At 52.6% G+C, this 26,298-nt stretch carries 25 protein-coding genes, 1 pseudogene and 1 other annotated feature; of the genes and pseudogenes, 16 read left to right on the top strand and 10 right to left on the bottom strand.

Annotated elements, in window-relative coordinates:
* Both BB497_15990 and BB497_15985 read left to right on the top strand, forming a co-directional pair.
* A complete protein-coding gene (locus BB497_15990) occupies positions 1-537 on the top strand; it encodes a C4-dicarboxylate ABC transporter permease (protein ID AVI64104.1) in 537 nt (178 codons plus the stop codon).
* A complete protein-coding gene (locus BB497_15985; protein AVI64103.1) occupies positions 534-1,799 on the top strand; it encodes a C4-dicarboxylate ABC transporter permease in 1,266 nt (421 codons plus the stop codon). Before BB497_15990 ends, BB497_15985 begins: the two co-directional genes overlap by 4 nt.
* Here BB497_15985 and BB497_15980 read toward each other — a convergent pair.
* Positions 1,796-2,275 (bottom strand): annotated as a pseudogene (locus BB497_15980) (transglutaminase). The gene BB497_15985 and the pseudogene BB497_15980 overlap by 4 nt on opposite strands.
* Before the next feature lie 706 nt (positions 2,276-2,981).
* Here BB497_15980 and BB497_15975 point away from each other — a divergent pair.
* Positions 2,982-4,478: a methylmalonate-semialdehyde dehydrogenase (acylating) gene (locus BB497_15975; protein ID AVI64102.1), complete on the top strand. Its 1,497-nt coding sequence runs from the start codon at positions 2,982-2,984 to the stop codon at positions 4,476-4,478.
* A 93-nt stretch (positions 4,479-4,571) separates the two neighbouring features.
* On the opposite strand, the gene BB497_15970 is transcribed toward BB497_15975, so the two are convergent.
* Complete coding sequence (locus tag BB497_15970; protein AVI64101.1) at positions 4,572-5,264, bottom strand: hypothetical protein; 693 nt, start codon at positions 5,262-5,264, stop codon at positions 4,572-4,574.
* A gap of 202 nt (positions 5,265-5,466) precedes the next feature.
* Between BB497_15970 and BB497_15965 the strand changes: the two genes are divergently transcribed.
* From BB497_15965 to BB497_15940, 6 genes are all read left to right on the top strand, one after another.
* Entirely contained in the window at positions 5,467-6,069 is a 603-nt protein-coding gene (locus BB497_15965; protein ID AVI64100.1) for an alkylhydroperoxidase, read from the top strand.
* A gap of 44 nt (positions 6,070-6,113) precedes the next feature.
* Positions 6,114-6,218, top strand: a binding site (TPP riboswitch).
* 83 nt (positions 6,219-6,301) lie between these two features.
* Entirely contained in the window at positions 6,302-7,729 is a 1,428-nt protein-coding gene (locus tag BB497_15960; GenBank protein AVI64099.1) for a diguanylate cyclase, read from the top strand.
* Positions 7,730-7,753: 24 nt separating this feature from the next.
* Complete coding sequence (locus BB497_15955) at positions 7,754-8,722, top strand: metal transporter (GenBank protein ID AVI64098.1); 969 nt, start codon at positions 7,754-7,756, stop codon at positions 8,720-8,722.
* Between the two features lie 104 nt (positions 8,723-8,826).
* The gene (locus BB497_15950) at positions 8,827-9,405 is read left to right on the top strand and encodes an NnrU family protein (protein AVI64097.1); all 579 of its coding nucleotides are present in this window, start codon (positions 8,827-8,829) and stop codon (positions 9,403-9,405) included.
* Positions 9,406-9,540: 135 nt separating this feature from the next.
* Positions 9,541-10,722, top strand: coding sequence for an alcohol dehydrogenase (locus BB497_15945; GenBank protein AVI64096.1), 1,182 nt, complete (start codon positions 9,541-9,543; stop codon positions 10,720-10,722).
* Positions 10,719-11,771 (top strand): proline racemase, encoded by a 1,053-nt coding sequence (locus BB497_15940; protein ID AVI64095.1) that lies wholly within the window; start codon positions 10,719-10,721, stop codon positions 11,769-11,771. Before BB497_15945 ends, BB497_15940 begins: the two co-directional genes overlap by 4 nt.
* 305 nt (positions 11,772-12,076) lie before the next feature.
* On the opposite strand, the gene BB497_15935 is transcribed toward BB497_15940, so the two are convergent.
* Positions 12,077-12,490 carry a peptidyl-tRNA hydrolase gene (locus BB497_15935; GenBank protein ID AVI64094.1) on the bottom strand — a complete coding sequence of 138 codons (414 nt, stop codon included), beginning with the start codon at positions 12,488-12,490 and terminating at the stop codon, positions 12,077-12,079.
* Between the two features lie 463 nt (positions 12,491-12,953).
* On the opposite strand from BB497_15935, the gene BB497_15930 reads away from it, so the two are divergent.
* Positions 12,954-14,066: a transposase gene (locus tag BB497_15930; GenBank protein ID AVI64093.1), complete on the top strand. Its 1,113-nt coding sequence runs from the start codon at positions 12,954-12,956 to the stop codon at positions 14,064-14,066.
* A gap of 262 nt (positions 14,067-14,328) precedes the next feature.
* Positions 14,329-14,757: a hypothetical protein gene (locus tag BB497_15925; GenBank protein AVI64092.1), complete on the top strand. Its 429-nt coding sequence runs from the start codon at positions 14,329-14,331 to the stop codon at positions 14,755-14,757.
* 105 nt (positions 14,758-14,862) lie between these two features.
* On the opposite strand, the gene BB497_15920 is transcribed toward BB497_15925, so the two are convergent.
* Entirely contained in the window at positions 14,863-15,633 is a 771-nt protein-coding gene (locus tag BB497_15920) for a hypothetical protein (protein AVI64091.1), read from the bottom strand.
* Positions 15,634-15,741: 108 nt separating this feature from the next.
* Between BB497_15920 and BB497_15915 the strand changes: the two genes are divergently transcribed.
* Positions 15,742-16,095 (top strand): hypothetical protein, encoded by a 354-nt coding sequence (locus BB497_15915; protein ID AVI64090.1) that lies wholly within the window; start codon positions 15,742-15,744, stop codon positions 16,093-16,095.
* A 16-nt stretch (positions 16,096-16,111) separates the two neighbouring features.
* Here the strand turns inward: BB497_15915 and BB497_15910 are convergent, their stop codons facing one another.
* Together BB497_15910 and BB497_15905 are read right to left on the bottom strand one after the other, a co-directional pair.
* A complete protein-coding gene (locus tag BB497_15910) occupies positions 16,112-16,324 on the bottom strand; it encodes a hypothetical protein (protein AVI64380.1) in 213 nt (70 codons plus the stop codon).
* Positions 16,325-16,370: 46 nt separating this feature from the next.
* Positions 16,371-17,237, bottom strand: a complete 867-nt coding sequence (locus BB497_15905; GenBank protein ID AVI64089.1) for a LysR family transcriptional regulator — start codon at positions 17,235-17,237, stop codon at positions 16,371-16,373.
* Positions 17,238-17,393: 156 nt separating this feature from the next.
* Between BB497_15905 and BB497_15900 the strand changes: the two genes are divergently transcribed.
* Entirely contained in the window at positions 17,394-17,819 is a 426-nt protein-coding gene (locus BB497_15900; GenBank protein AVI64088.1) for a glyoxalase, read from the top strand.
* Between the two features lie 19 nt (positions 17,820-17,838).
* On the opposite strand, the gene BB497_15895 is transcribed toward BB497_15900, so the two are convergent.
* A complete protein-coding gene (locus BB497_15895; GenBank protein ID AVI64087.1) occupies positions 17,839-18,732 on the bottom strand; it encodes an AraC family transcriptional regulator in 894 nt (297 codons plus the stop codon).
* Between the two features lie 198 nt (positions 18,733-18,930).
* On the opposite strand from BB497_15895, the gene BB497_15890 reads away from it, so the two are divergent.
* A complete protein-coding gene (locus BB497_15890) occupies positions 18,931-19,992 on the top strand; it encodes a hydroxyacid dehydrogenase (protein ID AVI64086.1) in 1,062 nt (353 codons plus the stop codon).
* Between the two features lie 77 nt (positions 19,993-20,069).
* On the opposite strand, the gene BB497_15885 is transcribed toward BB497_15890, so the two are convergent.
* On the bottom strand, positions 20,070-20,837 hold the full coding sequence (locus BB497_15885; protein AVI64085.1) for a trans-aconitate methyltransferase: 768 nt from the start codon (positions 20,835-20,837) through the stop codon (positions 20,070-20,072).
* 258 nt (positions 20,838-21,095) lie between these two features.
* On the opposite strand from BB497_15885, the gene BB497_15880 reads away from it, so the two are divergent.
* Positions 21,096-21,827: a nitroreductase A gene (locus tag BB497_15880; protein AVI64084.1), complete on the top strand. Its 732-nt coding sequence runs from the start codon at positions 21,096-21,098 to the stop codon at positions 21,825-21,827.
* A gap of 82 nt (positions 21,828-21,909) precedes the next feature.
* Positions 21,910-22,539 carry a hypothetical protein gene (locus BB497_15875; GenBank protein ID AVI64083.1) on the top strand — a complete coding sequence of 210 codons (630 nt, stop codon included), beginning with the start codon at positions 21,910-21,912 and terminating at the stop codon, positions 22,537-22,539.
* A gap of 37 nt (positions 22,540-22,576) precedes the next feature.
* Here the strand turns inward: BB497_15875 and BB497_15870 are convergent, their stop codons facing one another.
* The gene (locus tag BB497_15870; GenBank protein ID AVI64082.1) at positions 22,577-23,395 is read right to left on the bottom strand and encodes a hypothetical protein; all 819 of its coding nucleotides are present in this window, start codon (positions 23,393-23,395) and stop codon (positions 22,577-22,579) included.
* A gap of 7 nt (positions 23,396-23,402) precedes the next feature.
* The gene (locus tag BB497_15865) at positions 23,403-26,276 is read right to left on the bottom strand and encodes a diguanylate cyclase (GenBank protein AVI64081.1); all 2,874 of its coding nucleotides are present in this window, start codon (positions 26,274-26,276) and stop codon (positions 23,403-23,405) included.
* Between the last annotated feature and the right edge of the window lie 22 nt (positions 26,277-26,298).

The following is a 26,298-nucleotide window of genomic DNA, read 5'->3' as shown; positions in this document are numbered from 1 at the left end:
ATGCTGCAACGCTTTTCTTTAGGGCTTGCCCGATGTGAAGAGATTACCGCCGCTGCGTTAGCAGCGGCGGTAACGTGTTTGATACTCATCAATATTGCGTTTCGCGCCCTGGGAAACCCGATTTATTGGGTAAGCGAGCTGGCGATTTATGCCATGATCTGGATGACCTTTCTGATTGCCGGGGCAGTGCTTAAGCGCCGCCAAGGTATCGCGGTAACACTGTTGAGTGACTTGCTGCCCCCCGTAGGCCGGAAGCTAATAGTGCTTTGGGTTGATGTGATGGTGCTGCTGTTTGCTGTGTTGCTGGTGTGGCTATGCTGGCGCTGGTTTCAGCCGCTTGCGCTTGCTCAGGCTGGGTTTGATACCCGCGCATTTCAGGGTCAAACCTTCAACTTTATTTACGCTGAGAATACTTCGACGATTGGCATTAAAAAATTCTGGGTATGGCTGATTGTGCCATGGTTTGCTCTCTCGCTTAGCCTGCATAGTCTCGCCAATCTAGGGCAGTCACTTTTGCCCCTTAAGGCCCGCGTATGACCATTATCGTTTTTTTGCTGCTGTTGCTGGGGGCCGTGCCTATTGCCTTGGTGCTGGCTCTGACGGCTATGTGGTATATCCAGGCCTCCAACAATACGGTGCTGTTTGATTCCTACCCGCAACAGCTATTTAGTGCCGTTGAAAGCTACGGCCTGCTAGCGATTCCGCTGTTTATGCTGGCGGGAGAACTGATGAATGAAGGCGGGCTGACCAAGCGCCTGATTGCGCTGGCGCGTATTTTGGTGGGTGGTTTTCGTGGCGGGCTTGCCTACATTAACCTGGTAGCCAATATGATGATGGCGGCGATTATTGGCTCGGCCGCTTCGCAAATTGCCATTATGTCCCGTGCGATGGTGCCTGCCATGGAGCAAGAAGGCTATGACAAGCCCTACAGCGCGGCGATTACTGCTGCTGGGGGGCTGCTCTCGCCGATTATTCCGCCTTCCATGCTGTTTGTGCTCTTCGGGGTGATGGCCCAGGTGCCCATTGCAGAAATGTTTATTGCCGGGCTATTGCCAGGATTGCTTCTAGGCGCAAGTTTTTTTGTGGTAATCGCTTTAGTGGGGGTTGTTCAGCAGTACCCAAAAGGTGAGTGGCCTAGCCGCCGTCAGGCGCTGCACGATGCGCTATGGGGGCTGCCTGCGCTGCTTATTCCGGTGATTATAATTGGTGGGATCTTACTGGGTATTGCTACCCCCACGGAGTCCGCTGCGCTGGCGTCGCTTGCGGCGTTATTGATGGGGCGTTTTGTGTATGGGGATTTGCGCTTTAAACAACTACCCGAGGTGCTGATCCGAACCGCGATTAATGCGGGGCTGGTGATTATGCTGATTGCTGCCGCAGGGGTGTTTGGTTGGGTAGTGGTTTATGAACGGCTGCCGCAAATGGCAGCGGCGTGGATCGCCGCGTTCACCAGCGACCCCTTTGTATTCTTGTTACTGGTGATTGGGGCGCTGCTGCTGGTAGGAATGATCATCGACGGCATCGCCGCGCTCATTCTAGTCGTGCCCATTTTAATGCCCATTGCCCAAAGCCAGTTTGCCATTAGCCCGTATCAGTTTGGGGTGGTGGTGTGTTTAACCTTGGTCATGGGGCTGTTGACCCCACCCGTTGGCGCGGGGTTGTTTATTGCCTCTTCCATGACCGGTGCGCCGCCGCTGAAAATCTTCCGAGCGTTACTGCCGTTTCTGCTGGCAACGCTCGTCACGCTAGTGCTATTAGCCTGGCAGCCTTGGCTAACGACCGGGCTTATTCAGCGTTAAGCCGCGCTGTCATTAAGCGGCATCACGTCGACCTCGACCTCTAACTCTAACTGATGGTCACCGCCGCCGTTCATGACGCCTTTTAGTGGCGCAACGTCGGCGTAATCCCGCCCCCAGGCCAGCACCGGGTGCTGCTCACCGGGTTCAGTACCGTTGGTGGGGTCTAGCGCTAGCCAGCCCCAGTCAGGAATCCAGGCAGCAAGCCACGCATGGGAGGCGTCCGCGCCAATCAAACGTGGCTGGCCAGGCGGTGGCTGGGTTTCCAGATAGCCACTAACGTAGCGCGCTGTCAGGCCTACGGAGCGTAGGGCGCCAATGGCTAAATGGGCAAAGTCCTGACAGACACCGCGGCGGTTAGCCAGCACGTCGCTTAATGGGGTGGCGAGCGTTGTGATGCTAGGGTCGTACTCAAAGGTAGAGTAGATCAGTTGGTTAAGTGCTTTCTAATGTCGCAACGAAGTGCCGAGATACGGCCTCTTTACCAGGAGGTAGCGTGAACACCAGTGGCAGCCATGACGATCACAAAACAAAAGAATTTTGGTTGTTAAACTGCCGTGGCTACAGCCGAGTGCGTGGTCTGGCGGTTCTTTCGATTCCCGTTTTTACCGCCTCCAGCGGCAGAGCGTGTGGCTCGCACGGAAGCGGCATCGATCATCCACGTGTCTAGGACCATAAGCCTATCTTCACGTTGAGCTGCAAGCGAGAAAATACCGTTTCACAGCTGCCGTCATCACGCCGCTTGCGGAACCAGTCATAACCCCTCGACCAAGAACCATATCGCTCGGGTAAACCACGCCATCTGACACCCGAGCACAGCGCCTAGAAGATACCATTGAGCAATTTTCGGTCATCCCGCATAGGGCTGCCCATGGTTTGAGGGGGCGCCACGATATCTTTAATCTGTGCCCAGTCGTCATCAGATTCTCATAACGTCCGACCATTATTTCCCCCTATGCTGTTTTTGCATAGGTAAAAACAGCAGATAAGGATTTTCGTACAAAGCCGCACTTGGCTGTAACGTCAGCATAGTGAGGGGATGTCCGCTAGGGAAAGACTAATTATCGTGACCAAAAAGATAGCTACTGCACTAAGGGTGATGTTGACGTTTACGTCAACTTGCTGATATACCCTAGAGGCTCCTAATTAGAACCCATAACAAACATAAACGTGAGGAATAGTGCTATGTCCGTACGCGAAATACCCATGTACATCGATGGTCAGCAAGTCGTATCCGAAAGCCAGGACTGGCGCGATGTGGTAAACCCTGCCACCCAAGAAGTGGTTGCCCGGGTACCTTTCTGTACCGCCGAAGAAGTAGAGCGCGCCATTGCCAGCGCAAAAACAGCGTTTAAAGAGTGGCGTAAAGTGCCGCTGGGTAAACGTATGCGCATTATGTTGAAGCTTCAGGCGCTGATTCGTGAGAACACCGCTGAACTGGCGGCGCTGATTACCGAAGAGCACGGCAAAACATTGCCCGATGCTGAAGGTGAAGTAGGGCGTGGTCTTGAAGTGGTTGAGCACGCCTGCTCGATTACCTCGCTACAGCTGGGCGAGCTTGCTGAAAATGCCGCCAATGAAGTTGACGTTTACACTATGCACCAGCCGCTTGGTGTTGGCGCCGGTATTACGGCATTCAACTTCCCGATTATGTTGCCCTGTTTTATGTTCCCGCTGGCAATCGCCACCGGCAATACCTTTGTTCTAAAGCCTTCCGAACAAGACCCAAGTTCCACCATGCGTTTGGTAGAACTTGCCCATGAGGCGGGTGTTCCCCCCGGTGTACTGAACGTTGTGCATGGCGGCCCTGATGTGGCTAACCAGATCGCCGATCACCAGGATATCAAAGCGCTCTCATTTATCGGTTCGTCCCACGTAGGCTCACTGCTCTACAACCGTGCTGCTGCTGCAGGTAAGCGCATGCAGGCCATGATGGGAGCCAAAAACCACTGTGTCGTTATGCCGGATGCCAACCGCAGCCAAGCTATTGATAGCCTGTTAGGCTCAGCTTTTGGTGCTGCAGGCCAGCGCTGTATGGCTAACTCCGTGGTTGTGCTGGTGGGTGAAGCTCGCGAATGGGTGAAGGATATTGAAGAGGGTGCCCGCAATATGAAAGTAGGGCCAGGCACTCAGCGCGATGCGGATTTAGGCCCGTTGGTTTCGCCCCAGGCAAAAGAGCGCGTAGAGCGCCTGATTGCCGCTGGTGAAAAAGAGGGAGCCAAACTGTTAGTGGATGGCCGTGGCTTCACAGTGGAAGGGTATGCTGAAGGTAACTTCGTTGGGCCAACACTGTTTGCCGACGTGACGGCGGATATGACCATCTACCGGGAAGAGATCTTTGGGCCAGTACTCTGTGTGGTGAGTGTGGAAACGCTGGATGAAGCCATTGAGTTTATTAACGCTAACCCCAACGGCAACGGTACCTCGATTTTCACTAACTCCGGTTGGGTAGCGCGGCGTTTTGAGACCGATATTGATGTGGGCCAAATCGGGATTAACGTACCCATTCCTGTGCCGGTAGCTTATTTCAGCTTTACCGGCTCGCGGGGGTCTAAGCTGGGAGATTTAGGGCCGAACGGTAAACAGGCCATTGCCTTCTGGACACAGACAAAAACGGTCACCGCTCGCTGGTTTGAGCCTGAAAATGTCTCAAGCGGTATCAATAGTACGATCTCGCTGTAACGCTGACTCAACCCAGTGACGCGAGAGGCAATAAACGCAACAAGCCCCGTCTGAACGGGGCTTGTTGGCACGTGAGGTTAGTTCTCGCTTGGCTTAAAAATTATCAAACAGCGGCAGGCTTTTTTCAAAGAGCTGTTCGATGGGGCCTAGCTGGCTCTCATGTAGCACTAGAAGGGTGGAGGCGTCTTTAAAGTCTTCGCGTAAAGGGACGAGTAGCGCAAACTCTCCCTCTTCAAGGTGAAACTCGTGGATTTCACGCAGCCCGTTAGGGGTTTCAAGCTGGGAACAGCGGTAGTTGTCGTCTTCGCTGTAAACGAGGCGATGATACATTTTAAACAGGGTATAAAGGGCTAAGCCGCCAACAAAAGCGGGCCAGCGTGCTGGGGTTTCGCGGATGTTCGCGGCTAGGGTTTTGCCGTCGGCTTCAGCGCCGGCAATGGCATCAGCCAGCGGTGTTGCAAGAATCGCCGTGTCGTCGGCAGGTAGCGGAGCATTTTGACGGGTTGCTTGGTCAAAGTCGCTAACTGCAGCGCGAAAATCGTCCAAAGAGTGAAGCGCGTAATCCACGTGCTGTAAGTCAGCGGGTTCAAAACCGCCGTTCTCCCAACCATGGATAACGCGTAGTGTTACCTGACCCCGGCTCATGGGACGAGCTAGGAGCACATACAGCATCGTACGGATGTGCATTTGCCGCTCATTGGCGTCATTCTCAAAAGCACGGTATGGCTCAGCAAATAGCTCGTGCAGTCGTCCCTGAGTATGCTCTTTGGCTTCGGCGTATTGCATGGCGTTTCCCTTTTAGCGAGCCGTTTTATGCGCGCTGTGCACGGTTTTTTATGATGTGTTCGTAAGCGTAAAGTATGGCGAGCGAAACCTGAGATTAATAGTCACTTTGCATAGTATTTTGTTACTGAATTACTAGGCCTATTACATTCCGTTAACTGTACAACCCATCCCTATTTTTAACCATAACAACAAAGGTGAGACTATGCCTGCTTCAATAAGTCGCTTTGCCGTACCAGCATCCCTCGATGAGCTGCCCGAGGATATTCGCAGTGCAATTTTAAACGTGCAGGAAAAAGCAGGGTTTGTGCCGAATGTATTCTTAATGCTTGCCCATCGGCCGGATGAGTTTCGCGCTTTCTTCGCCTATCACGATGCGTTAATGGAACGAGCATCGGATACGCTCACAAAAGCTGAAAAAGAGATGATTGTGGTGGCCACTAGCGCTCGTAACCGCTGCCTTTATTGTGTGGTGGCCCACGGTGCCTTAGTGCGTATTTATAGTAAAGATCCACTACTTGCAGATAACGTAGCGATTAATCATCATGTGGCCGACCTGAGTGAGCGTCACCGTTTGATGCTCGATTTTGCCCTGTATAGTTCCATTGAGTTAGGCGAGTTCTCGCGCGCCTGGCAAGAGCGTTTAGCAAATGTCGGTTTCACCCTTGACGACTGCTGGGACATCGGCGCTATTGCCGCCTTCTTTAGCATGTCCAATCGGCTGGTCACTTTGGCAGGCACACCGCCTAACCCCGAATTTTATGCCATAGGCCGTATTCCCCGGAACAATGTTTCTGATGCTTCTTAGGGTTTACTAAGCCGCTGATTTAGCCGAGGATAGTGCCATCATACATATGTCGCCAGGGGCGTCCTCATTGAAGGACTGAGAGCGTCATAGGCAGACCCTGGAACCTGAACCGGATTGTACCGGCGTAGGAAGTGAGACATGGCTTACCTAACGAGTAGCCAGAGAGCCAAGCAGTGAACGTTGTTTCGCTTTATGGTGTCGTATTGCCTTTCCCCAAATGGGTTCTATAGCGATGAGCTATCCACTACCGTTCAATGAAGATGCCCGTCTAGCAGCGCTGAATGAGTTGGCACTGCTAGATACGGCTAATGAGCCGGTATTTGACCGGATTACTCGGTTAGTGACCCATCTATTAAACGTGCCAATCGCAACGGTTACCCTAGTGGACGCCGATCGACAGTGGTTCAAGTCTAAAATCGGTTTAGATATTTCGGAAACACCACGGGATGTCGCTTTTTGCGCTTACACCGTGATTCAAGCAGCTCCGTTGATTGTGAAGGACGCTCTTATAGACGAGCGGTTTGCCAGTAACCCTTATGTGACAATGCCAGACGGCGTGCGTTTTTATGCAGGCTTGCCCCTAAAAAGCTCCCAGGGCTACGTTTTAGGTTCGCTCTGCGCTATGGACACCAAACCGCGCTCCTTAAGTGCGACAGAGCAAGCAGCGATGCAAGACCTTGCCGATATTGTTGCAGGAGAGATCCAGCTACGTGAACGACTGATTGCTGAGCAAAAAAGCAAAGAAGTCTCACAGCGTGCGTTAAAGGCGCTGCATTTAAGCCTTGAGCAGCAGATTGAGCAACGCACTCGAGAGCTTAGTCTGGTGATTGAAACAGCCTACGACGCCTACCTAAGTATTGATGAAATCGGCCGTGTTCTAGATTGGAATCATGCGGCTGAAGTGATGTTTGGCTGGCAGCGTAAAGAGGCGCTGGCACGCACTATTACCACGCTAATGTTTCCTGAAGGGCTGCCCCACGCGTCCACATCCCCCATTATGGGAAAAGCCAAACGGCGGGATGGCGGATGGCTTCCTGTGGAAATTCGCCTAAAAAGTTATGCAGTGAATGGCCGTGAGCGACGCAGCTTGTTCATTCATGATATCACCGAGCGCCAGCAGTTAGAGCGTTTGCGCAACCAGGAAGCCCGGGAAGATGCGTTAACCACGTTACCCAATCGGCGCGCGCTAGATGAGCGGCTTCCAGAAGCCATGGCAAGGGTGCGCCGCACGCGTAAACCGCTGGCCGTGCTGTTTATGGATTTAGATGGTTTTAAAGGGGTAAACGATCGCTACGGGCACGCCATGGGAGATGAGCTGCTGCGGGATATTGCCCTTAGGTTGCAACAATCGGTGCGCGAAACAGACTTTGTGGCGCGCTGGGCTGGTGACGAGTTTGTGTTGTTACTAGAAGGGGTCGACAGCGGGGCCCTGGTGACCTTTACGAACAAATTGATACGTACTATCGAGCAGCCGCTGATAGTGGCTGGCGTCACGCTTAACGTTAGCACCAGCGTTGGTGTGGCGCTATTTATGCCGGAAGCCGTCGAAACGGCAAAAGAGCTGCTCAAGCGTGCAGATGTTGCTATGTATGAAGCCAAACATGCAGGTAAAGGGCGGCTACACTTAGCCCAATCCGTTGATATATCAAACGATATTTAGTCAGCACCCACCTCAGGGACGATTATGATCCGCAGTATGCTCACCACGCATGACGGGCTTGTGCATGAAGGTGATGAAGACTCAATTGAGCAGTGGCAGGCAACCCCGGGAAGCCATATCTGGATAGATATGCAAGGAGAGTCAGGTCAGCGAGAGCGGAGTCTACTTGAGCGTTTAGAGTGCCACCCTATGGCTATCCAAGATGCACAAAAAGAGCGGCACCCACCTAAAATTGAAGAGTTTGAGCACCATACGCTGATTATCTACCGTGGTATTTCCTCCTTTGATGCACAGCTTAACTTTGTGCCTCAGCAGGTCTGTTTTTTTATTGGTGCACGCTTCTTGGTGACGCTGCACCCAGGCAAAGCGCTTAGTGTTGATCGGTTTTTTAACGAACAGGGCAGCACGTTGCTAGCGCAATCTCCCGAGCGTGTTGCATTAAGAGTGATGTATACCTCGGCAGGTTTTTACATTGATAGCTTGCTTAAATTTGAGAGTGAACTAAGCGACTTAGAGGATGAGCTGCTGGCGAACGGTAACGACGTTTTAATGCGCAAACTGACCACCTACCGTTCACGGTTAGTGAAGCTGCGTCGTATTTTTAGCTATCACAAAGGTATTACTCAGGAGTTAACCGCCTACGACTACGCGCATCTGCCACGAGATGATAATGATACCCTCTACGCGATCAATGATGTAGCCGAGCGTTTTGAGCGCCTTTATACCCTCACGCAGATGTATTACGACATCTGTGGCGATTTAGTGAATGGCTATATTTCGATTTCGTCGCATCAGCTTAATATTACGATGCGGGTATTGACGGTGATTACAGCCATTTTTGTACCGTTGACGTTTATTGCCGGTATCTACGGCATGAACTTTGAGTACATGCCCGAGCTGGGCTTTCAGTATGGGTACTTCTTTGTGTTGGGCGCCATGGCGGGGATTGGGGGAAGTTTGTTTTGGCTTTTCAAACGTAAAAATTGGTTTTAGGCCGTTTGGCGAGCGAAAAGTTGAACCCCTCCCATGTGGTTTAGGCCTGACTGTGGCATTCTCTGCGTCGACTAATGACGTGCATACACCTGGGAGCAAACACCATGACCATTATGATAATAGGCCTGCTGATATTTCTGGGCAGCCACTCTGTGCGTATTTTTGCGGAAAACTGGCGCCAGCAGCAGGTAGCCAAGCTAGGGCTAACCAACTGGAAGCTCGCCTACTCGGCTGTATCACTGGTGGGGCTTGCCATTGCTATTTATGGCTTTGGCCAAATGCGTTTTGATCCCATCTATATCTGGTTTCCACCGGTGGGGTTACGCCATGCAGTAGCCCTACTCATGCTGCCTGCCTTTATTATGCTGGTAGCGGCTTATGTGCCGCGCAATGCTATTAAAGCGAAACTTGGCCACCCGATGATGCTGTCGGTTAAGATTTGGGCGCTTGCCCACTTGCTGGTCAACGGTCGGCTGGGCGATATCATCTTTTTTGCCGCTTTCTTGGTATGGGCTATTTTGGCGTTTAAAGCGGCCAAGCAGCGCGACCGTATGAACCCGCCAGCGGTTGTAGTTACTTCGACGCCCGCAACGATCGCCACGGTGGTTATTGGTGTTGTGGCTTACGTGCTGTTTGCGTTCTATTTGCATACCCTGCTTATTGGTGTGCCAGTGTTTGGCTAATAGCAATAATCAGCGTTTTGCTAACGGCGGCAGCGCATTCAGCGCTGCCGCCGTTGTGTTTAATGGCTTGTGACTCCTCACAGATTTGCTACGTTGTCAGGCAGATGAACTCTGTTTTTCACAAGGAACCAGCCCATGGATGAAGCCGACTACGCTGTGCCTAAAACGATGTCCGCCATGTTATTAACGGGTCACGGCGACGTTGATAAACTGCACTACCGTCAAGATGTGCCCACGCCTCAGCCAGGGCCAAACCAAGTGCTGGTGCGGGTAACGGCCACGGCAAAAAATAACACCGACCGTAAGGCCCGCGAGGGGCTTTACCCCACCAAAGGAAAAGAGGAAGTGACCTCTTTTGCCATGGGTGGCTCACCGACGCTTACCTTTCCACGTATCCAAGGTGCAGACGTTGTTGGGCGAATCGTCGCGGTGGGTGAAGGCGTGGATAGCGCACGCAGGGGGGAACGAGGCCTGCTGGATTTTAATATCTACGCCGATGAGCGCCGCACGATTAACCTGACGCCTGACTACTATGGCCACGGAGCCGACGGTGGCTATGCCGAGTACATTGCGGTACCGGCGGATCAGTTCCATCAAGTAACTAATCCAGCGCTGCACGATGCTGAGCTAGCTGCGATGGGCATGTGCTCTTATCAAACGGCCTACCACATGATGACCTCTGCCAACGTCAGTGCTGGTGAGCGTGTGTTGGTCAGTGGCGCCAGCGGTGGGGTCGGCACGGCGTTAATCCAGCTGTGCCGGATTGTTGGGGCAATACCTTACGCCGTTAGCCAGCCAGACAAAGCCGATGCGCTCTTAGCACTAGGTGCTGAAGCCGTGATTGACCGTGGAGATTTACCCACCTTTGTTGAGCGGGTGTTGGCCGCAACCCACGGGCAGCCTATTGACGCCGTGATGGACTTAGTAGGCGGTGACATGACGGATCTGTTTATCGATACCATGATTGTCGATATGCAGCGCCGGAGCACTTATCCTCGGCTCTCTATCGCCGGGGCCAGTGGCGGCAATATCAGCGAAATTATGTGGACGCGGATTTACCTCTACCAAGTGCAGATATTTGGCGTTTCCCATGGCACTCGTGAAGAGGCGGAGCAACTGATCGAGTGGATCCGCCGCGGTGATTTAAAGCCCGTACTGCACGCCGCTTTTAAACTCTCTGAACTTCACATGGCCGAGCGTTACTTTGTGAATCGCGGTAGCAACTACCTTGGCAAAATTGTCATCGTGCCTGATGCTCAGTGGGCTGCCCACGGCGCACGATTTGCTTTACCCACCGATCAGGAGTCGCGCCTGTGAAGCATCTTCATACCATTGACCTGCTAGATACCCATGCGGGCGGTGATGTTAGCCGCATCGTAACCGGCGGTATTGATACGCTGCCCGGCGCCTCGGTTCGTGAGCAGATGGAGTATCTGCGAGATGACGCCGATGGTTTGCGGCGTTTGTTGCTGGAAGAACCTTACGGTATCCCTGAAATGTCGGTCGATCTGCTCGTGCCTGCCTCCCACCCTGATGCAGTGGCGGGCTATATCATTATGGAAGTAATGGGCTATCCCATTTATTCAGGCTCCAATACCCTGTGCACCGCCACGGCCGTGCTGGAGACGGGCATTGTGCCCAAGCAAGAGGGTATTCAGCGTTTTAAGCTGGAAGCGCCCGCTGGGCTGGTGCAAGTTGAAGCCAGCGTGCGAGATGGGGTGGTGGAGTGGGTGACATGCGAAGGCCTGCCCAGCTATATCGATACCTACCGTGACACCATTCAGGTACCGGGTATTGGGCCTGTCACTTACTCGATTGCCTATAGCGGTGGTTTTTACGCCTTGGTCGATGCCGAAGCCCTGGGATTCAAGCTAGTACGCGATGAAGAACAGGCCCTAGCGGCTTGCGCCTATAAGATTGTCGAGGCGATAAAAGCCCAGCGCGGCTTTTCCCATTACACCCTAGGGGATGTAGGGCCGCTGCCATTTTTGCACTTTATGGGGCCAGAAGAGCCAGTGGCGGAAGGCTATATCCGCTCGCGTTCTACTACCTACGTGCACCCTGGGGTTATTTGTAGAAGCACTACAGGCACCGGAACGTCAGCCCGGCTGGCGCTGATGAACTATGAGGGACGGTTAACGGTAGGTGATAAGCTCGAAACGGTGTCGCTGCGAGAAACCGGGTTTATCGGTACTTTTACCGGTACCCACCAAGAGGGCGCTTACCAAGTGGTGGAAAACTCCATTACGGGGCGCAGCTATGTGCTGACAGAATCAAAGATAGTCATTAATTGCGACGACCCTCTGGTGGCATGCGGCGAACTGCACCATATTTTGAGCGACCGCCACGATAAACCGCCACAATAAGCGTGTTGCTTAATGCTGCAGGGCGATAATCAAACCTACCGGGATGTTTTGGCATACCCCTCGCGCTCCAGCCTTTCCCACACTGGGGCCTTCTCAGCCTCGGTCATGGCCCCCCAGCAGGCAATCTCATCAAGTGTGCGACCACACCCTAGGCAGAGTTCTTGGGATAGACCTTGGTGGCGCGATGCCACGGGTTCGATCTTACATACTTGAATACAAGGAGAGAGAGGGCGGCTAGCTGGCGACATAGTCAATGCTCAATGGAGTAACGATAGGCCTAGATAGTGGCGGACTTAAACAACGCGTTAAATCGGCACTTTACCACGCAGTGATTTGGTTTTGCCCTTACGCGTTTTATGATCTACCCGGCGACGCTGGGAGCCTTTAGTAGGTTTGGTAGGTCGGCGCACCTTCGGCTGTTTGGCGGCACTTTGTATCAGCACTTTTAAGCGGGCCAATGCATCCTCTTTATTTAGCTCAAGCGTGCGATAGCTCTGCGCCTTGATAATAATCACGCCCTCTTTGCTGATGCGTTGATCAGAAAGCGCCATCAAGCGTTCTTTATACACCGGGGGCAGGGTCGAGTTTTGAATATCGAAACGTAAATGAACCGCAGAAGCGACTTTATTGACGTTTTGACCCCCTGCACCTTGGGAGCGAATCTGGCTAATATCAATTTCCCAATCCGCTAGCGTCACGCTATTTGAGATAGTGAGCATTGCGTTCCTCTGTACCGCATGTAGCCAGTAAGGCTAGCATATTTACTCTTTGGCGTTTTTAAGCCCCTACCGGAAAAACAATAAATTACTTTTTGCTACGTAGCGTTTAACGCTAATGAAGGTTAAGTCGTATATTCTCCCGCCATTATAAAAAAAGTTTCATTCAAGCTTCGGAGTGGACGGCCACTCTGGCGGTAATGCTTACATTCTTAATTCAAAAGTAGGGGGACGGCCCAATGCGGCGAATAAGTATATGGTTACTGGCGGGGATGCTCTTTTCTCCACTGGCTCAGGCAGAGTTAACCTTTGGAATCGTAGCACCTACCAGTGGTGGCGCGGCGCCACTGGGGATAGGTATGCAGCAGGGTATAGAGGCCTACTTTTCCGAGGTGAACGGATAGCGCAGCGTCCGCTAGGACGCTGTGTCTTGCAGGCTTACATAAACCTATCTAAGCTGTAAGCTATGAAAACCGAACGTGCCTACAAATACCGCTTTTACCCCACGTCTGAGCAGGCCGCCTTGCTGGCGCGGACGTTTGGGTGCGTGCGGTATGTCTGGAATGCGGTGCTCCGCCATCGCACCGATGCGTTCTATCAGCGTCAGGAAAAGATCGGTTACAACGACGCTAGCGCCTTTCTAACGCAGTTGAAAAAGCAGCCGGATACGGCCTTTTTAGCCGAGGTCAGTTCGGTGCCGTTGCAACAATGCCTTCGTCATCAGCAAGCGGCCTTCAAGAATTTCTTTGCTAAACGGGCGCGTTATCCCAACTTTAAATCCAAGAAGCATCGTCAGTCGGCCACCTTTGCCAGTTCAGCGTTTTCGTACCGTGATGGCCAGATCACGCTCGCCAAGTGCCGTGAGCCGTTGAACATTCGCTGGAGCCGCGAGCTACCGTCAGCGCCCAGCACCGTCACCGTCTCCAAGGACGCAGCAGGCCGCTACTTCATCAGCTGTTTGTGCCAGGTCGACGCGCAAATACTCGACGTGACGCCTAACATGGTCGGCATTGATCTGGGACTGAAAGACCTGTTCGTTACCAGTGATGGCAAACGGGTTAACAACCCCCGCCATACCGCCCGCTATGCCCGTAAGCTGGCGCGGGCGCAGCGGCAACTCAGCCGCAAGCAAAAAGGCTCGAACAACCGGGCGAAGGCACGGTTAAAGGTCGCTCGCTGCCACGCTAAAATTGCCGATACACGGCTTGACCACCTGCATAAGCTCACCTGCCAGATCGTTAACGAGAACCAAGTGGTCGCGGCGGAGAGTTTGCAGATTAAGAATATGGTCAAGAATCGGTCGCTAGCCAAGGCCATCAGTGATGTGGGCTGGGGAGAGTTGGTGCGCCAGCTTGACTACAAAGCGGCCTGGGCAGGACGGCAGTTCGTCCAGATCGACCGCTGGTACCCAAGCTCAAAACGCTGCCATGGTTGCGGCTATGTGATGGCATTGCTACCGCTGAATGTTCGCACCTGGGATTGCCCGGGCTGTGGCACCCAAGGCATTGACCGTGACCTCAATGCCGCCCGCAACATCCTACAAGCAGGCACCGCGCTGTTAGCCGGTGCCGAGCGTTGAAGCAACTACCGAGGGGCACTCGGGAAGCAACGCCTGTGGAGTTTGTGTAAGACCTGCCATGCCAAGGCATGGCAGGCAACGGACAACGAAGCAGGAACCAGGAAGGCAACGACCTGGGAATCCGCCACTACACTCTCTAAGTTAGTGGTCGGAGGATGTCAATAAAGCGATCGACGACATTGCGTTTCAAACGAACCTGCTGGCGCTTAATGCTTCAGTAGAAGCGGCCAGGGCCGGTGAGCAGGGGCGTGGTTTTGCCGTTGTGGCGCAAGAAGTACGCAAGCTTGCCGGGCGCAGCGCCGAAGAGGCGGCACAAATTCGCCATTTAGTGGATGACAGTGTCAAAAAAGTGAACGAAGGTGAGCAGCTGGTCACCGCGTCCAGCAACCACTTGCAGGATATTATCGATAGCCTTACGGAAGTAACCCGCTATGTGACGGAAATTGCGGACGCCACGCATGAACAGTCCGCCGGAATTGACCAAATCAACCAAGCGATCTCGCAATTGGATCAAGTGACGCACCAGAATGCCCGTTTGGTTCAAGAAGCTTCTAGCGCAAGCCACACCTTAGACGAGCGTGCAGGGGATATGCACTCCCTGGTCAGCCGCTTCCAGGTAAGTGGCGCTGTACAGCGGCCCGCCTCACTGCCTCCGTCAGAAGAGGCAGCGCGCTTGCAACCGCCCGTTTAACCTTCGTTTTCAAACCCACCCGGGTGGGTGGTAAACAGGTAAGCCCGTCGCTTTTAAAAGTGACGGGCTTTTTTTATGGGGCGTCATTGCCCTGTTCCTGGCTGTTTACTCTAGGCGTTCACGCAGTGCTGTCAGAAATGTTTCGATTCGTTGGGCATTGGTACCAATATCGCTGGCGCCTAATCGAGAGGCCGAGCGCATATCAATACGAACAGCATCTTGTTGTTCGCTCAGACGTATCACCACATCATCTTCAAAGCCAAACCAGTAGGTCGTGGCGGTCGCTTCAATGGTGTTCTCAGTAATCGCTGCAATCCGCCAGCCGGATGCTTCCACCTCAGCTTGAGCTGCCGCAAGAATGCTAGTGGCAGGAGCATCAACCACAAGCGGCTGCACATTAGGATACGCCTCCCGCTGCTGTCGGGCCGTGGTTTCGCCGGGGTAGTCCACCGCATTGGGTGCAGCTTCGCGTTCGTTTCTTAAGGCGTTGAAGGTGGGAGGGTTTTGTAAATCAGTAGTAATATCATGAATAACGGGGGCTTGTTGCGCGCGCTGCCACTGCTGCCACGGTGAATATAGCAGCGCCAGGGTGGCGGCAATGACTATTACCGCTACTAAAGCAGCACCAAAGCGGCGAGTGATGCCACTCACCACAAGCAGTAGCAAGCTTAGCAGCGTCGCACCTGCGGTGGCATACACACCATTCCGAAGTAATGTGAATGCCTCACCAAGCCCAAGGAGTTGCCAGCGGTAAGCCGGGCCAGCGCCCGCCATCAGCAGTACTGCAATAAACAGTGTTAAAACGCTTACCCATGCCAACAGGGTTGGCCATACACCGCCTTTCGTTTGTTGAAAGTTTTTTAATCGTTTAGCCATGCCTTTTTCCTAGCGTCGATCGCGGTAACATGCGCAAAGTATGTCTTCAGCATAACCAGCGCTTCAATGGTGTGCTTATTAATCTGATTAAGAGAGTGCGTCACAATCATGGCACAACGCGATATAAACGCCGCTTTAGCGTCCCAGGTGCGCTCACTGCTACTCAGCACGCCCAGCGCTGAGTTGCCGATGACTTATCAGCAAGTAGCGATTGCGTTAGGGCTCACGCCACCGAGAACTATACAGCGTGTTGCTAAAGCGCTTGAACTGCTGATGGAAGAGGATGTTGCCGCAGGGCAGCCAATGATTGCCGCGTTGGTGGTTAGCCGCCGAGGTGATCACTTGCCCGCCGCGGGCTTTTTTGAGCAGGCCGTGGCGCTAGGTCGATTTCCTGCTGATGCTCAGCAACACCAAGCGTTATACGTCGTTGAACGTGATCGGGCGCTGAACAATAGGCATTAGATTAGCAGCCACTTGATTATTTGTGGCGCAGTGGTTCAAGCAGACCGCTGAGGCCGTTATGGTCTATCTCATGCATCAAGTGGAGGAGGTGACCAATCTCACCGTCAGGAAAGCCCTCCCGCGCAAACCAGTTGAGATAGGGCCCAGGTAGATCGGCAATAATACAGCCTTGGTGCTTTCCAAACGGCATCGTCCGGGTGACGAGTTTCTCAAGGTCTTTAGGTTGCATGGGGGTGGCCTGCGTACTGATTAAGTCAATGAAGGTCATTAGTGGTTTAAGAAGCAATAGTACCAATTAATTGGGACAATGCCCGAGCGGGCTGGCTTAAATGCCCGTTAGTGCGATGAATCAAACCTATATCGCGGTGTATGGTGCGTTCGCCTAAATCAATCGCCCGCACTCCCTTGGGCCAGCGTTTCAATGCCTTGGGTTGAGGGACAAGCGCGACTCCCACGCCATCGGCAACCAATTGCACAATAGCATCTAGCTCATCGACCTCGCATATGTCGCGCACTTGGCAGTGATTATCCCTTAAAAAGCGATCTACCTGACGGCCGCCAAACGAGGTTCGGTCGTAGCGTACGAAGGGATGGTGAGTAAGAAGTTCTCGCCACTCTTCGCCCGGTAACTGGCGGGGCACCAGTAAGCGAAAAGGCTCGTGAGCCAGAGGCGTCCAGCGTAAATCGCTGTGCAGTGAAAACGGAGGACGAATAATCACCGCCATATCCAGCTCACCTGCGTCTACCTGGTTCATTAAGTCCATAGAAAGCCCCGGCACTAAGCGCGTATGACACTCGGGGTAGCGGCGGTGAAAGCGCGCTAAAACAGCGGGTAGCAGGGTGCGTTGAATAGAGGCTATTGCCCCTATGGTGAGCCGAGTATCAAGCCCCTGATGTGATGGCGAATCGCCTAACGTGGCGTACATCCCTAGCAACGCTTGCGCCTGCAGCAGGGTTTCTTGCCCTCGCTGCGTAAGCACGGCTGCTCGGCCACTGCGTTCAAATAGGGTCAGTCCAAGCGCTTCTTCCAAACGCTTCATTTGTGCACTGACCGCTGCCTGAGTAAGCCCAACCTGCTGGCCTGCCGCTGCAAAGGTGCCGTGTTGAGCAACGGCGACTAGGGTTTTCAGTTCTCGTATCATTCGCCGTTTCAATCATCAGAAATATTTGTGAATCAATAAAAAAACAATTGATTTTATTTTTGCATGGCACCGCCTAGGATAATCGCATAGCGGTTGTGTCGCATGCCAGCCCACACCAATCTATCCCTAACAAAAGCACTAAAACAGGAGACAGTCATGAGCCTTTCCCCTTTCCATTTAGCGATTCCTGTCTACGATGTAGCGCTTGCCCGCGCGTTTTACAATGATGTCTTTGGCCTTGAAGAAGGGCGCTCTAGTGACCACTGGGTCGATTTTAATTTTTTCGGCCATCAGTTAGTGATTCACGAGCACCCCAAAACCCCTGGCCAAGATAGCGCCCACACCAACCCGGTGGATGGACATAACGTGCCGGTGCCACACTTTGGCGTGATTTTAGAGTGGGAGGAGTGGGAAACCCTGGCTAAGCGGTTAGAAAAGAGAGGCACCGATTTTGTCATCGAGCCCTACATTCGCTTTAAAGGCGAGGTAGGTGAGCAGGCCACCATGTTTCTACTCGACCCCTGCGGTAACGCCCTTGAGTTCAAAGCATTTAAAGATAAAAGCCAGATATTTGCCAAGTGAGCCTACTGAGGTCAACTACCTATGCACGTAGCGCCTGTTCCTGTCGCTTGTGCTGTAACGGTGATTCGCCAAAATAGCGCTTATAGTCTCGACTGAATTGAGGCACGCTGCGATATCCCACTGCCAGTGCTGCTTGGTTCACATTGTGACTATCTTGCAAGATAAGCTGCTGCGCTTTGATCAGGCGCAGCCGCTTTAAATACTGGGCAGGCGACGAGCGGGTAATCTGCTTAAAGTGCTGATGAAAGGTTGATACGCTCATATTCGCCTGTTGGGCGAGCTGTTCAACGCTAAAGTCGTCAGCAAACTGTGCGTGAAGCTTCGACAGTATTTGCACTATGCGTGAATAGTGGCCATGCCCTTTAACCAGTGCCCGCAGGGCTGGGCCTTGCTCCCCTTTTAGCGCTTCAAATACCACATCTCGGATGCGGGCATCGCCCATTATCGTGCACTCCAGGTCGTCATGCAGCGTATGTGCTAAGCGCAGCATCGCCCTTTGCATGCCCTCGTTCATCGCAACTGACGCCATGGGCTTAGGGGGTGTTGAGGGTAGGCCAATATCCCCCATCGCGGTAACCATTTCACTGAGTAAGGCGGGGTCAAGCTTGACTGAAATGCCAAGTAACGGCGTATCAGGAGAGCCATGCGTTTCACACTCGAAAGGCATGGGGAGGGTCTGCACAAGATAGTGACCTGGGTTGTAATGGATCTCACGATCGCCTAGATAACCCACCTTACGGCCCTGGGCGATAATAATTAAGCTGGGATCGTACATGAGCGGAGTACGCTCCTGATGACGCCCCAGGCAGAGTATCCCCACCCGTGATAAGCGAGACGCGTTTAACCCATTTCCGTTTACCAATGGCTTGATTAAGTCAGCGAGCGCGCTGCCTGTATGCGCTGTGCTAGCCATGGCTAGCTCTCCTTTGTGGTGATACGTCAGTAGTAAACGACAATTATGATGTTTTTTGGCGGTTTATTGTTATTTTATTGCAAATAAAGAGAGAAATGAGCAAAAAAAACGTAGCTTCGCTCATCGCTATCTAACCGTTAGCAGCGAATAATGGAAATACTTTTCCGCACGCGCGGGATGTTTTAAAAAGGAGCTTTTATGAGCCAAGCAAAATCATACGCGGCGTTTTCCGCCGATAAACCTCTGGCGCCGTTTACCTTTGATCGTCGTGAGCCACGCGCCGACGATGTTGCTATTGAAATTCTTTACTGTGGTGTTTGCCACAGTGACCTGCACTTTGCCCGTAACGACTGGGGAATGAGCCAGTATCCGGTGGTGCCCGGTCACGAGATTGTTGGCCGCGTGACCGCTGTGGGTGGCGATGTAACACGTTTTAAAGCCGGTGATTTAGTCGGTGTGGGCTGCATGGTTGACTCCTGCCGCACCTGCTCTGCTTGTAAAGAAGGCGTAGAGCAGTACTGCATGGAAGGCTTCACCATGACCTACGGCAGCGCTGACCGCCAGGACGGCACCTTAACCCAAGGTGGCTACTCTGATGCGATTGTGGTCAGCGAACACTTTGTACTGCAGATGCCTGATGGCATTGATCTCGCCTCTGCTGCCCCTATTCTGTGTGCCGGTATTACGACCTATTCGCCTCTTAAACACTTTAAGGTTGGCAAAGGCCACAAAGTGGGCGTTATTGGTATGGGCGGCCTTGGTCATATGGGCGTCAAACTAGCCAAAGCGCTGGGGGCTGAAGTCACCGTGTTTACCCGCTCTGACGCTAAAGTAGAAGAGGCCAAGCGCAACGGTGCCGACCATGTGGTGGTGTCTGGCGATGAAGCGCAGATGAAGGCTGTAGCAGGCTCCTTCGATTTTATGCTCGACACCATCCCGGTGCAGCATGACTTGAACCCGTACTTAGCCTCACTAAAGTATGATGGCACGCACATTCTAGTGGGCTTGCTAGAGCCTATCGAACCTGCAATCGAAGCGTTTAACCTGGTGTTTAAGCGCCGCGTGGTGGCGGGTTCACTGATTGGCGGTATAGCTGAAACCGAAGAGCTGCTCCAACTGTGTGCTGAGCAAAACATCACCTGTGATATCGAAATGTTAGATATTAACAATATCAACGAAGGCTTCGAGCGTATGGAGAAAGGTGATGTACGCTACCGCTTCGTTATTGATATGGCGACATTAAAAGATACCCGTGTGTAAATAGCACTAGCAATGCACACCCACCGCCTACAGCGGTGGGTTTTTTTTTATGTGGTCACTGTATAGCGCAGGCGATACTAGACGTGTGCGGAGACCCTAAGCCGTACATAGTCAGCCGTCCAGTTGCCTTGACCATCGTTTAGGCTATGGGAAAGAAGATTCATCGTATTATCAATAATGGCTTCTTGTAGGTCTTGGTCTAAGTTGTGCAGGAAGGGGTTGGCAAAGGTTCTAAGCCAGCCTGCCATGCCCGTAGGCAGGGGGGTAGGGCGTGGGATCAACTCAATAGAGTCGACATGAAAACCCACGGTTTGCAGTAGGTGGGCATACTCTTGCGTGGTGGGAAAATACCATGGATGGCGCCCGTGTGAACTAATGCCACGAAACTGCAGCGAGGCGATAAGGGCGGTGCAAATGGCCGCCACATTGCCATGGCCGCCAAACTCGGCAACAAAGCGCCCACCCGGTTCTAGCGCGCGCTTTACGCCAGCGAGCACCTTTTGTGGGTCTAGCATCCAGTGTAATGCTGCATTGCTGAATACGGCGTCAAACTCATGGTCAAAGGGCAGCTGGTGGCCATCAATTACGCGGGCGTTGAGGCCCCGCAGTCGCGCAGCCTCCACCATCTCCTCTGACGCGTCGATACCCAACACATTCGCCCCCGTTTGGGCAATACGCTCGGTTAGCGCACCATCGCCACAGCCAAGGTCCAATATGCGCTGGCCCGCTTGTGGGGCAAGAAGTTTTAGCACTTCGCCTCCTAGTTTAGGAACGAAGTCCGCGTTTTCCGCATAGTGGCTGGCGTTCCATTCCTGCCCTGGCGGTGTGTTTGAGCGATTAGACATGGCGGCTTCCCGGCAACGTTATTCCATTTATTTTCATAATAAACAGTATAGCCGTACGCTGGATAACTTATTCGCTAAGAAGCCACTGATTCATGATGGTATTTGTCTATACCGTTTGAAATTAACCGCGTGCGCTGGCTAGTAAAATGTTCGCTTACATCATCGTTAAAAAAGCCGCTCATCGAAAATTCATAAAAATGGCAAGGCTGTGCCATGCTAGCCACTGGTTGTTATCACCCTATTCCTAAGTGAGGCACTATGAACGACGTTATCAAATTACTGCAGTCCCACCGTTCTATTCGTAAATTTAGCGACCAAGAAATACCCCATGGATTGCTGCTTGAACTGATTCAAGCGGGCCAAAGCGCGGCGACCTCAAGCCACGTACAAGCCTATACCGTTATTCACGTTAAAGACGCCGCTAACCGTGAGCAGATCGCCGAGCTGGCCGGTGGGCAGGGGTATGTCGCAAGCTGCGCGGCATTTTTAGTATTTTGTGCCGATATGAAACGCCCAACGGAAGCATCAGCACGCACAGGAGCCAACGTTGAGCGAGGCATGACCGAGCAATTATTGGTTGCCACCGTAGACACTGCCTTAGTGGCCCAAAATGTTGTGGTAGCAGCGGAGTCCGAAGGGCTAGGTATTTGCTATATCGGCGGTATTCGCAATAACCCCCAGCAGATTAGCGATTTGTTGCGCCTTCCTGAGCACGTTTATCCGGTATTTGGCTTATGCCTTGGCTACCCAGCGCACAATCCGGAAGTAAAGCCGCGCCTACCAGTAGAAGCGATTTTAAAAGAAGACTACTACACTGAAGACACCGAGCTGGTACAAGCTTTTGATTCCACGATGCAGGCTTACTACCAAGCGCGGAGCAGTAGCAATAAAAATACCGACTGGTCGCATAATTTGAAGCCACTGTTTGATGACAAGCTACGCCCCCATATGCGTGATTTTTTGGTAAAGCGTGGCTTTGAAATGAAATAACGCAGTAAGCGACATAGGTTGAGCATTTCTATCTGGATTGCATGGCAAACGGCGGTACCAAAAACTATAAAAGGAGCCATCAATGACTCTCACGCGTGCCTACTATCTCTTAGCCGTTTTTTATACGCTGATTCCCGTCATGGGGGTCGTTGCGCTGTTTTCGGGCGGCGGAACGCCTCTCGCTATAGTGCACCTCTCTGTAGGGGCGCTGGCTGTGCTGGGGTTATGGGGCTACATCTTAAAACGTGGCTTTATGAACCCTCGCATCTGGCGGCCTTTTGCCATCTTGTTGGCCATTGGTGCGGTATTACAGCTGTTGGTGATTTTCACCATGCCGGTGGCGAATGTAGAGCTAACCTGGATGCTTACCAGCACTGTTTTTTCGGTCTTGCTAGTGATTCTGCTGTACCACTACGGTAATCGTGACCAACCGCTGTGGGCAACGTCAGATGAGCAGGCAGCAGCCCGTCAACTGGCAGCGCTACTGGAGACATCCACGCCCCTAACGGCTGTACACCGTGAGGGTGAACGGGAAAATAGCGTCAATGTTAGCAAGGTTGGCGATGAGTATAACGCTCGCGTTACGCGCCGCACCCAGGGGCAGCAGGAAGCCTTTGAACGGCGCTTCAAACACCCTGAAACATTGGTGTTTTTTCTGGAAAAGTTTGCCAGCGTAACGGTGCAGGATTTCAAACAGCAAAAGGCTACTTAACCCTGGGCTGGGGGCTGTCCTAGGGTAAGTATCTAACTTAAAGCGGTGTAGCCTCACTTAAAGCCGGGGTGTTTGCGTATGCTAGCTGGGTAGCGAGGCCGGATTTTATCAGCTGGTAGAGTGGTACTATTTTTTCGGGCAGGTGGTGTTCAGCTACACGTTGGTCAATATAAAAGGCGGCTCTTTCACCACAGTGCTGAATGAGTTCGCCTACTTGTTGAAAGTGCAGTCCCGAGGCGCCAAGCAGACGATTAAACCTCGGCTCGAGCATAGCGAAGACATGGTGGCGCTGTGCAATGCCCACAATGGCCGTTGCGGCCAGGAACAAGCTTAAGCTAACAAGCGCCGGGCTTTCACGAATACTGCTCTCATGGTTGTTGATGTCGGCGGCGCTTTTTCGTCTGAACCCAGGGTGCACCGCTAAACGTGACACTTCACAAACGCTTTCAGATGCGAAGTAGCGGGGATGCTGGTGCGAGGTAAAGAGGCTTTTATGGTAATACTCCTCCAGGGGAAGGCTGGGCGAAGAGGAAAAGCGCTGCTTGTTGATCAACACTATGCGTACGCACCCCACATCTATTCCGGTTTCTTTATGGTGCAGTAAACAGAGAATTGAGTGCTGATCGTGAATATCTTTTTCAATGTTTTGGTGGGTCGTATCGCCAAGTTTGTAATTAAGCTCTTCGTTAAAAACGGCGTAGCGAAGGGAAAAAGCGCGTATTTTTTCATCAGTAGTTTGCGCAATGATTAAAGAGAAATGACGATCAAAAAAGTCGGGTGTAAAGGTGTTTTGCTTTATATCTTCAGGCGTTGTAGTAGGCGGTTGAATAGTTTTATTAATGGCTATTTTCTTCACGGCTACTTTATCCCTTTAGTAGTTGTTCTAAACTCTCTGGCTTACCCAAGTGGAAGCCCTGCCCATACGTGATGCCATACTCTTTCAGAATAGGCGTTAATGCCTCCTGGTCAACATACTCAGCAATAGCTTGCTTACCAAAGCCCTTGGCAATGTCTGCTATTGCTTTCACAATCGTGTGGCTATCAGGGTTGGTCAGCAGGCTACGAATAAACGAGCCGTCGATTTTTATATAATCAACAGGCAGTTGGCCTAGGTAGTGGAAGCTGCTAAAGCCGATACCAAAATCATCCAGCGCAGTGCGACAGCCCAGATCGCGAAGGCTTTGCAGCACATTACGCGCCGTAGAAAAGTCGGTAATGGCGGCCGTTTCGGTAACTTCTAAAATCAGGTGGTGCGGGTCTGCGCCACTGCTTCGCAACTCTTCAGTTAAGTACTGTCTTAGGCTTAAATCGTGCAGTGACTGGCCAGATAAGTTGACAGAGAGCGAAATGCCGCGCTCTTGTAGCGTTTTAAGGGCCTGTAGGCTGTGTTTAATTACCCAGTGGTCAACCTGAATAATTAAGCCGCTCTGTTCCGCAACAGGAATAAAGTGGGCGGGGGAGACTAAACTGCCATCGGGGTTACGCATCCGTAGTAACACTTCATAATGTTTGATATCGCGATCCTGCAGTCGAACAATGGGCTGCGCCATTAATTCGAAACTGTTGGTCTCCAGTGCACTATGTAGCCGCTCTACCCAGTAAACACGCTCTTGGAGTTCGTCTTTAATATTTGCCTCTTTGGAGTGCAGGTACCAGTGGGGGAGGCCGCGCTCTTTCGCTTTGTACATCGCCATGTCTGCACTGGCGAGAAGGTCTGCCGGGGTTTGCCCATGGCTTGGGAAAAGGGCAATGCCTATGCTGGCCGCTATATGATGTTTTCGGCCAGCACTGACAAAGCAAATAGCATCTAAAAGTTGGGTAATATATTCGGCAATATGGATTGCTTGTTGACTACTAACACTCTCTAGCAGTAGCGCAAACTCATCCCCCCCTAAGCGGGCAATAGTACTGCGTTGGCCTAGGTTGGCATATAGCGTCTCCGCTACTTTGCAGAGCAACTGGTCACCCACATGGTGGCCGCTAAGCTCATTGATTTCTTTAAACTGGTTAAGGTCCAGCAGCAGAATGGCACCCTCACTACGGCGTGAAAGTGAATCAAGCAGCGCATCTTGGAAGTACCGGCGGTTAAACAGCTCGGTTAATGGGTCGTGTTCGGCCAGCCACGTTAAGCGCGCCTCGGCTGCTTTGCGCTCGGTAATATCTAGCCCAATAGAGATACGGGCAGCGCTGCCACTGTGGTTGTCGGCTAGAGGAGCATGGTACCAAACGACGGTGTAAAAGCGTTTATCGACGGTGTGAAAGGTTTTTTCTTCCTGGGTGGGAATGCCCAAAGGCTCGTCACGAGGGACTTTGTGACTACCATCAGCCAGTGAGGAAGGACGATGGCTGAGTGTTAAAGGGTCGTGCTGATCAAAAATATCAATGAAGTGGCGACCTAGCAGCTCGCTATCATTGAGGCTGAGCCGCTCCCGCGTGTAGTCATTCACCAGTTGGATACGGCCGGCACTGTTTTGCACCACGATAAAGACCCGGGCGGTATCTAAAAGGCTACTTACAAAATCGCGCTCTTTGGCGAGTTCTTCAATGCGTTCTGCAAGCTGGTTGCTGCGCTCTTGTACTGCGGTTTCCAGAGACTCAAGCTGATAAGCGAGTTCGCGGGTAGAGTACTCCAGCACATCAATTTCATTGGAAAGTCGCGGCGTTGAACGAGGCAAGATAGCCGTAACGCGACTAAACTGCCCGCTTGCCAGAGCCGGGAGGAGGCCTGCTATGCGGCGCAGCCGTGCCATTGGCCCTAATAAGATCATCAACAGCAGTATCTGAGCGGCCAGCCAACCCATAACCCCAACAAAGAGCAGCGTATTAGTGGCTGAGTTAATTGCAGCCATTTGAGAGGTAGTATCGGAGATCAGAAGGAAGTAGCTGGTGCTGCGCCAATCCGCATCATCCTCCATATAGACGGCGCCGAGCTCTAAATAGCGGTTGGCATACTCAATCCTGAAAGGAGTGCTGGCCAGCGGATAGATCGGTGTTTTAGTAGCGGCAAGTTGGAGTAATGAAAGTGTAGGCTCGCGGTTGGTGAGCGCGACTAAGTGGCCGTTCCAGGCTTTTAAACGGCGCTCTTCTAAAACCGCTGGGATCTCGCTATCGCCGATTACCAGCAGCGCAATTTCGCTGCCCGAGACCTCTTTCGCCTGTCGAGTCACATCGGCCAGCGAGCGCGAGAGCACCACTGTACCAATACTTTCCCCTTCCATCAGCATGGGCACCGCCGCAAATTGTTGGCAGTCTGCTGCGCAGCGTAGCGTGGTCACTGGCGAGTCGGTGGCTAATACTTCGCCAATCCAGCTTTCTAAGGGGAGATCGGTAGGGGCTAGGCTGGTTCCTGAGTGGCCTGCCAGCCTCCCCTGGGTATCGAATACAAACACTTCGTCGACGCCAGCTTCAAGCTGTAAGGATGGCCAGCGAGCATTCAGAGCGGTCTCTAATGCGGAATCGCTACGACGGACTAATGCTTCAGCCAAATCAGGCGCAGCGGCTGTTAAGCCCGCTAGTTGGCGCAAATTGTCGGCGGAGCGCTGCATCGCCAAGCGCACTTCACGCTGTTGGCGTTCATGATGTAATAAGCGGTTGTTTTCAAACTGCTGCGTTAGGTAGTGCTGCCCCAGCCAAGTGGAAAGCGCCACTAGTACCAGCAGCAGCAGGCTACTAAGCGCCGTGACGCGCCAGGTTAGGCTAAGCCGTTGTCGTGCTCGTGTATTTGTAAACGCCTTCATCACGGACGCTCCGTTGTCTTGC

Source organism: Halomonas sp. GFAJ-1 (genome assembly GCA_002966495.1).
In the GTDB taxonomy this organism is placed as follows: Bacteria; Pseudomonadota; Gammaproteobacteria; order Pseudomonadales; family Halomonadaceae; genus Vreelandella.
Note: the sequence above shows the minus strand (reverse complement) of the source record. Positions and strands in the feature narration are given on the sequence as shown.

Coding starts and splice junctions, on each gene's coding strand:
- BB497_15990 (AVI64104.1), top strand. CDS start 1: ATGCTGCAACGCTTTTCTTTAGGGCTTGCCCGATGTGAAGAGATTACC.
- BB497_15985 (AVI64103.1), top strand. CDS start 534: ATGACCATTATCGTTTTTTTGCTGCTGTTGCTGGGGGCCGTGCCTATT.
- BB497_15975 (AVI64102.1), top strand. CDS start 2,982: ATGTCCGTACGCGAAATACCCATGTACATCGATGGTCAGCAAGTCGTA.
- BB497_15970 (AVI64101.1), bottom strand. CDS start 5,264: ATGCAATACGCCGAAGCCAAAGAGCATACTCAGGGACGACTGCACGAG.
- BB497_15965 (AVI64100.1), top strand. CDS start 5,467: ATGCCTGCTTCAATAAGTCGCTTTGCCGTACCAGCATCCCTCGATGAG.
- BB497_15960 (AVI64099.1), top strand. CDS start 6,302: ATGAGCTATCCACTACCGTTCAATGAAGATGCCCGTCTAGCAGCGCTG.
- BB497_15955 (AVI64098.1), top strand. CDS start 7,754: ATGATCCGCAGTATGCTCACCACGCATGACGGGCTTGTGCATGAAGGT.
- BB497_15950 (AVI64097.1), top strand. CDS start 8,827: ATGACCATTATGATAATAGGCCTGCTGATATTTCTGGGCAGCCACTCT.
- BB497_15945 (AVI64096.1), top strand. CDS start 9,541: ATGGATGAAGCCGACTACGCTGTGCCTAAAACGATGTCCGCCATGTTA.
- BB497_15935 (AVI64094.1), bottom strand. CDS start 12,490: ATGCTCACTATCTCAAATAGCGTGACGCTAGCGGATTGGGAAATTGAT.
- BB497_15930 (AVI64093.1), top strand. CDS start 12,954: ATGAAAACCGAACGTGCCTACAAATACCGCTTTTACCCCACGTCTGAG.
- BB497_15920 (AVI64091.1), bottom strand. CDS start 15,633: ATGGCTAAACGATTAAAAAACTTTCAACAAACGAAAGGCGGTGTATGG.
- BB497_15915 (AVI64090.1), top strand. CDS start 15,742: ATGGCACAACGCGATATAAACGCCGCTTTAGCGTCCCAGGTGCGCTCA.
- BB497_15910 (AVI64380.1), bottom strand. CDS start 16,324: ATGCAACCTAAAGACCTTGAGAAACTCGTCACCCGGACGATGCCGTTT.
- BB497_15905 (AVI64089.1), bottom strand. CDS start 17,237: ATGATACGAGAACTGAAAACCCTAGTCGCCGTTGCTCAACACGGCACC.
- BB497_15900 (AVI64088.1), top strand. CDS start 17,394: ATGAGCCTTTCCCCTTTCCATTTAGCGATTCCTGTCTACGATGTAGCG.
- BB497_15895 (AVI64087.1), bottom strand. CDS start 18,732: ATGGCTAGCACAGCGCATACAGGCAGCGCGCTCGCTGACTTAATCAAG.
- BB497_15890 (AVI64086.1), top strand. CDS start 18,931: ATGAGCCAAGCAAAATCATACGCGGCGTTTTCCGCCGATAAACCTCTG.
- BB497_15885 (AVI64085.1), bottom strand. CDS start 20,837: ATGTCTAATCGCTCAAACACACCGCCAGGGCAGGAATGGAACGCCAGC.
- BB497_15880 (AVI64084.1), top strand. CDS start 21,096: ATGAACGACGTTATCAAATTACTGCAGTCCCACCGTTCTATTCGTAAA.
- BB497_15875 (AVI64083.1), top strand. CDS start 21,910: ATGACTCTCACGCGTGCCTACTATCTCTTAGCCGTTTTTTATACGCTG.
- BB497_15865 (AVI64081.1), bottom strand. CDS start 26,276: ATGAAGGCGTTTACAAATACACGAGCACGACAACGGCTTAGCCTAACC.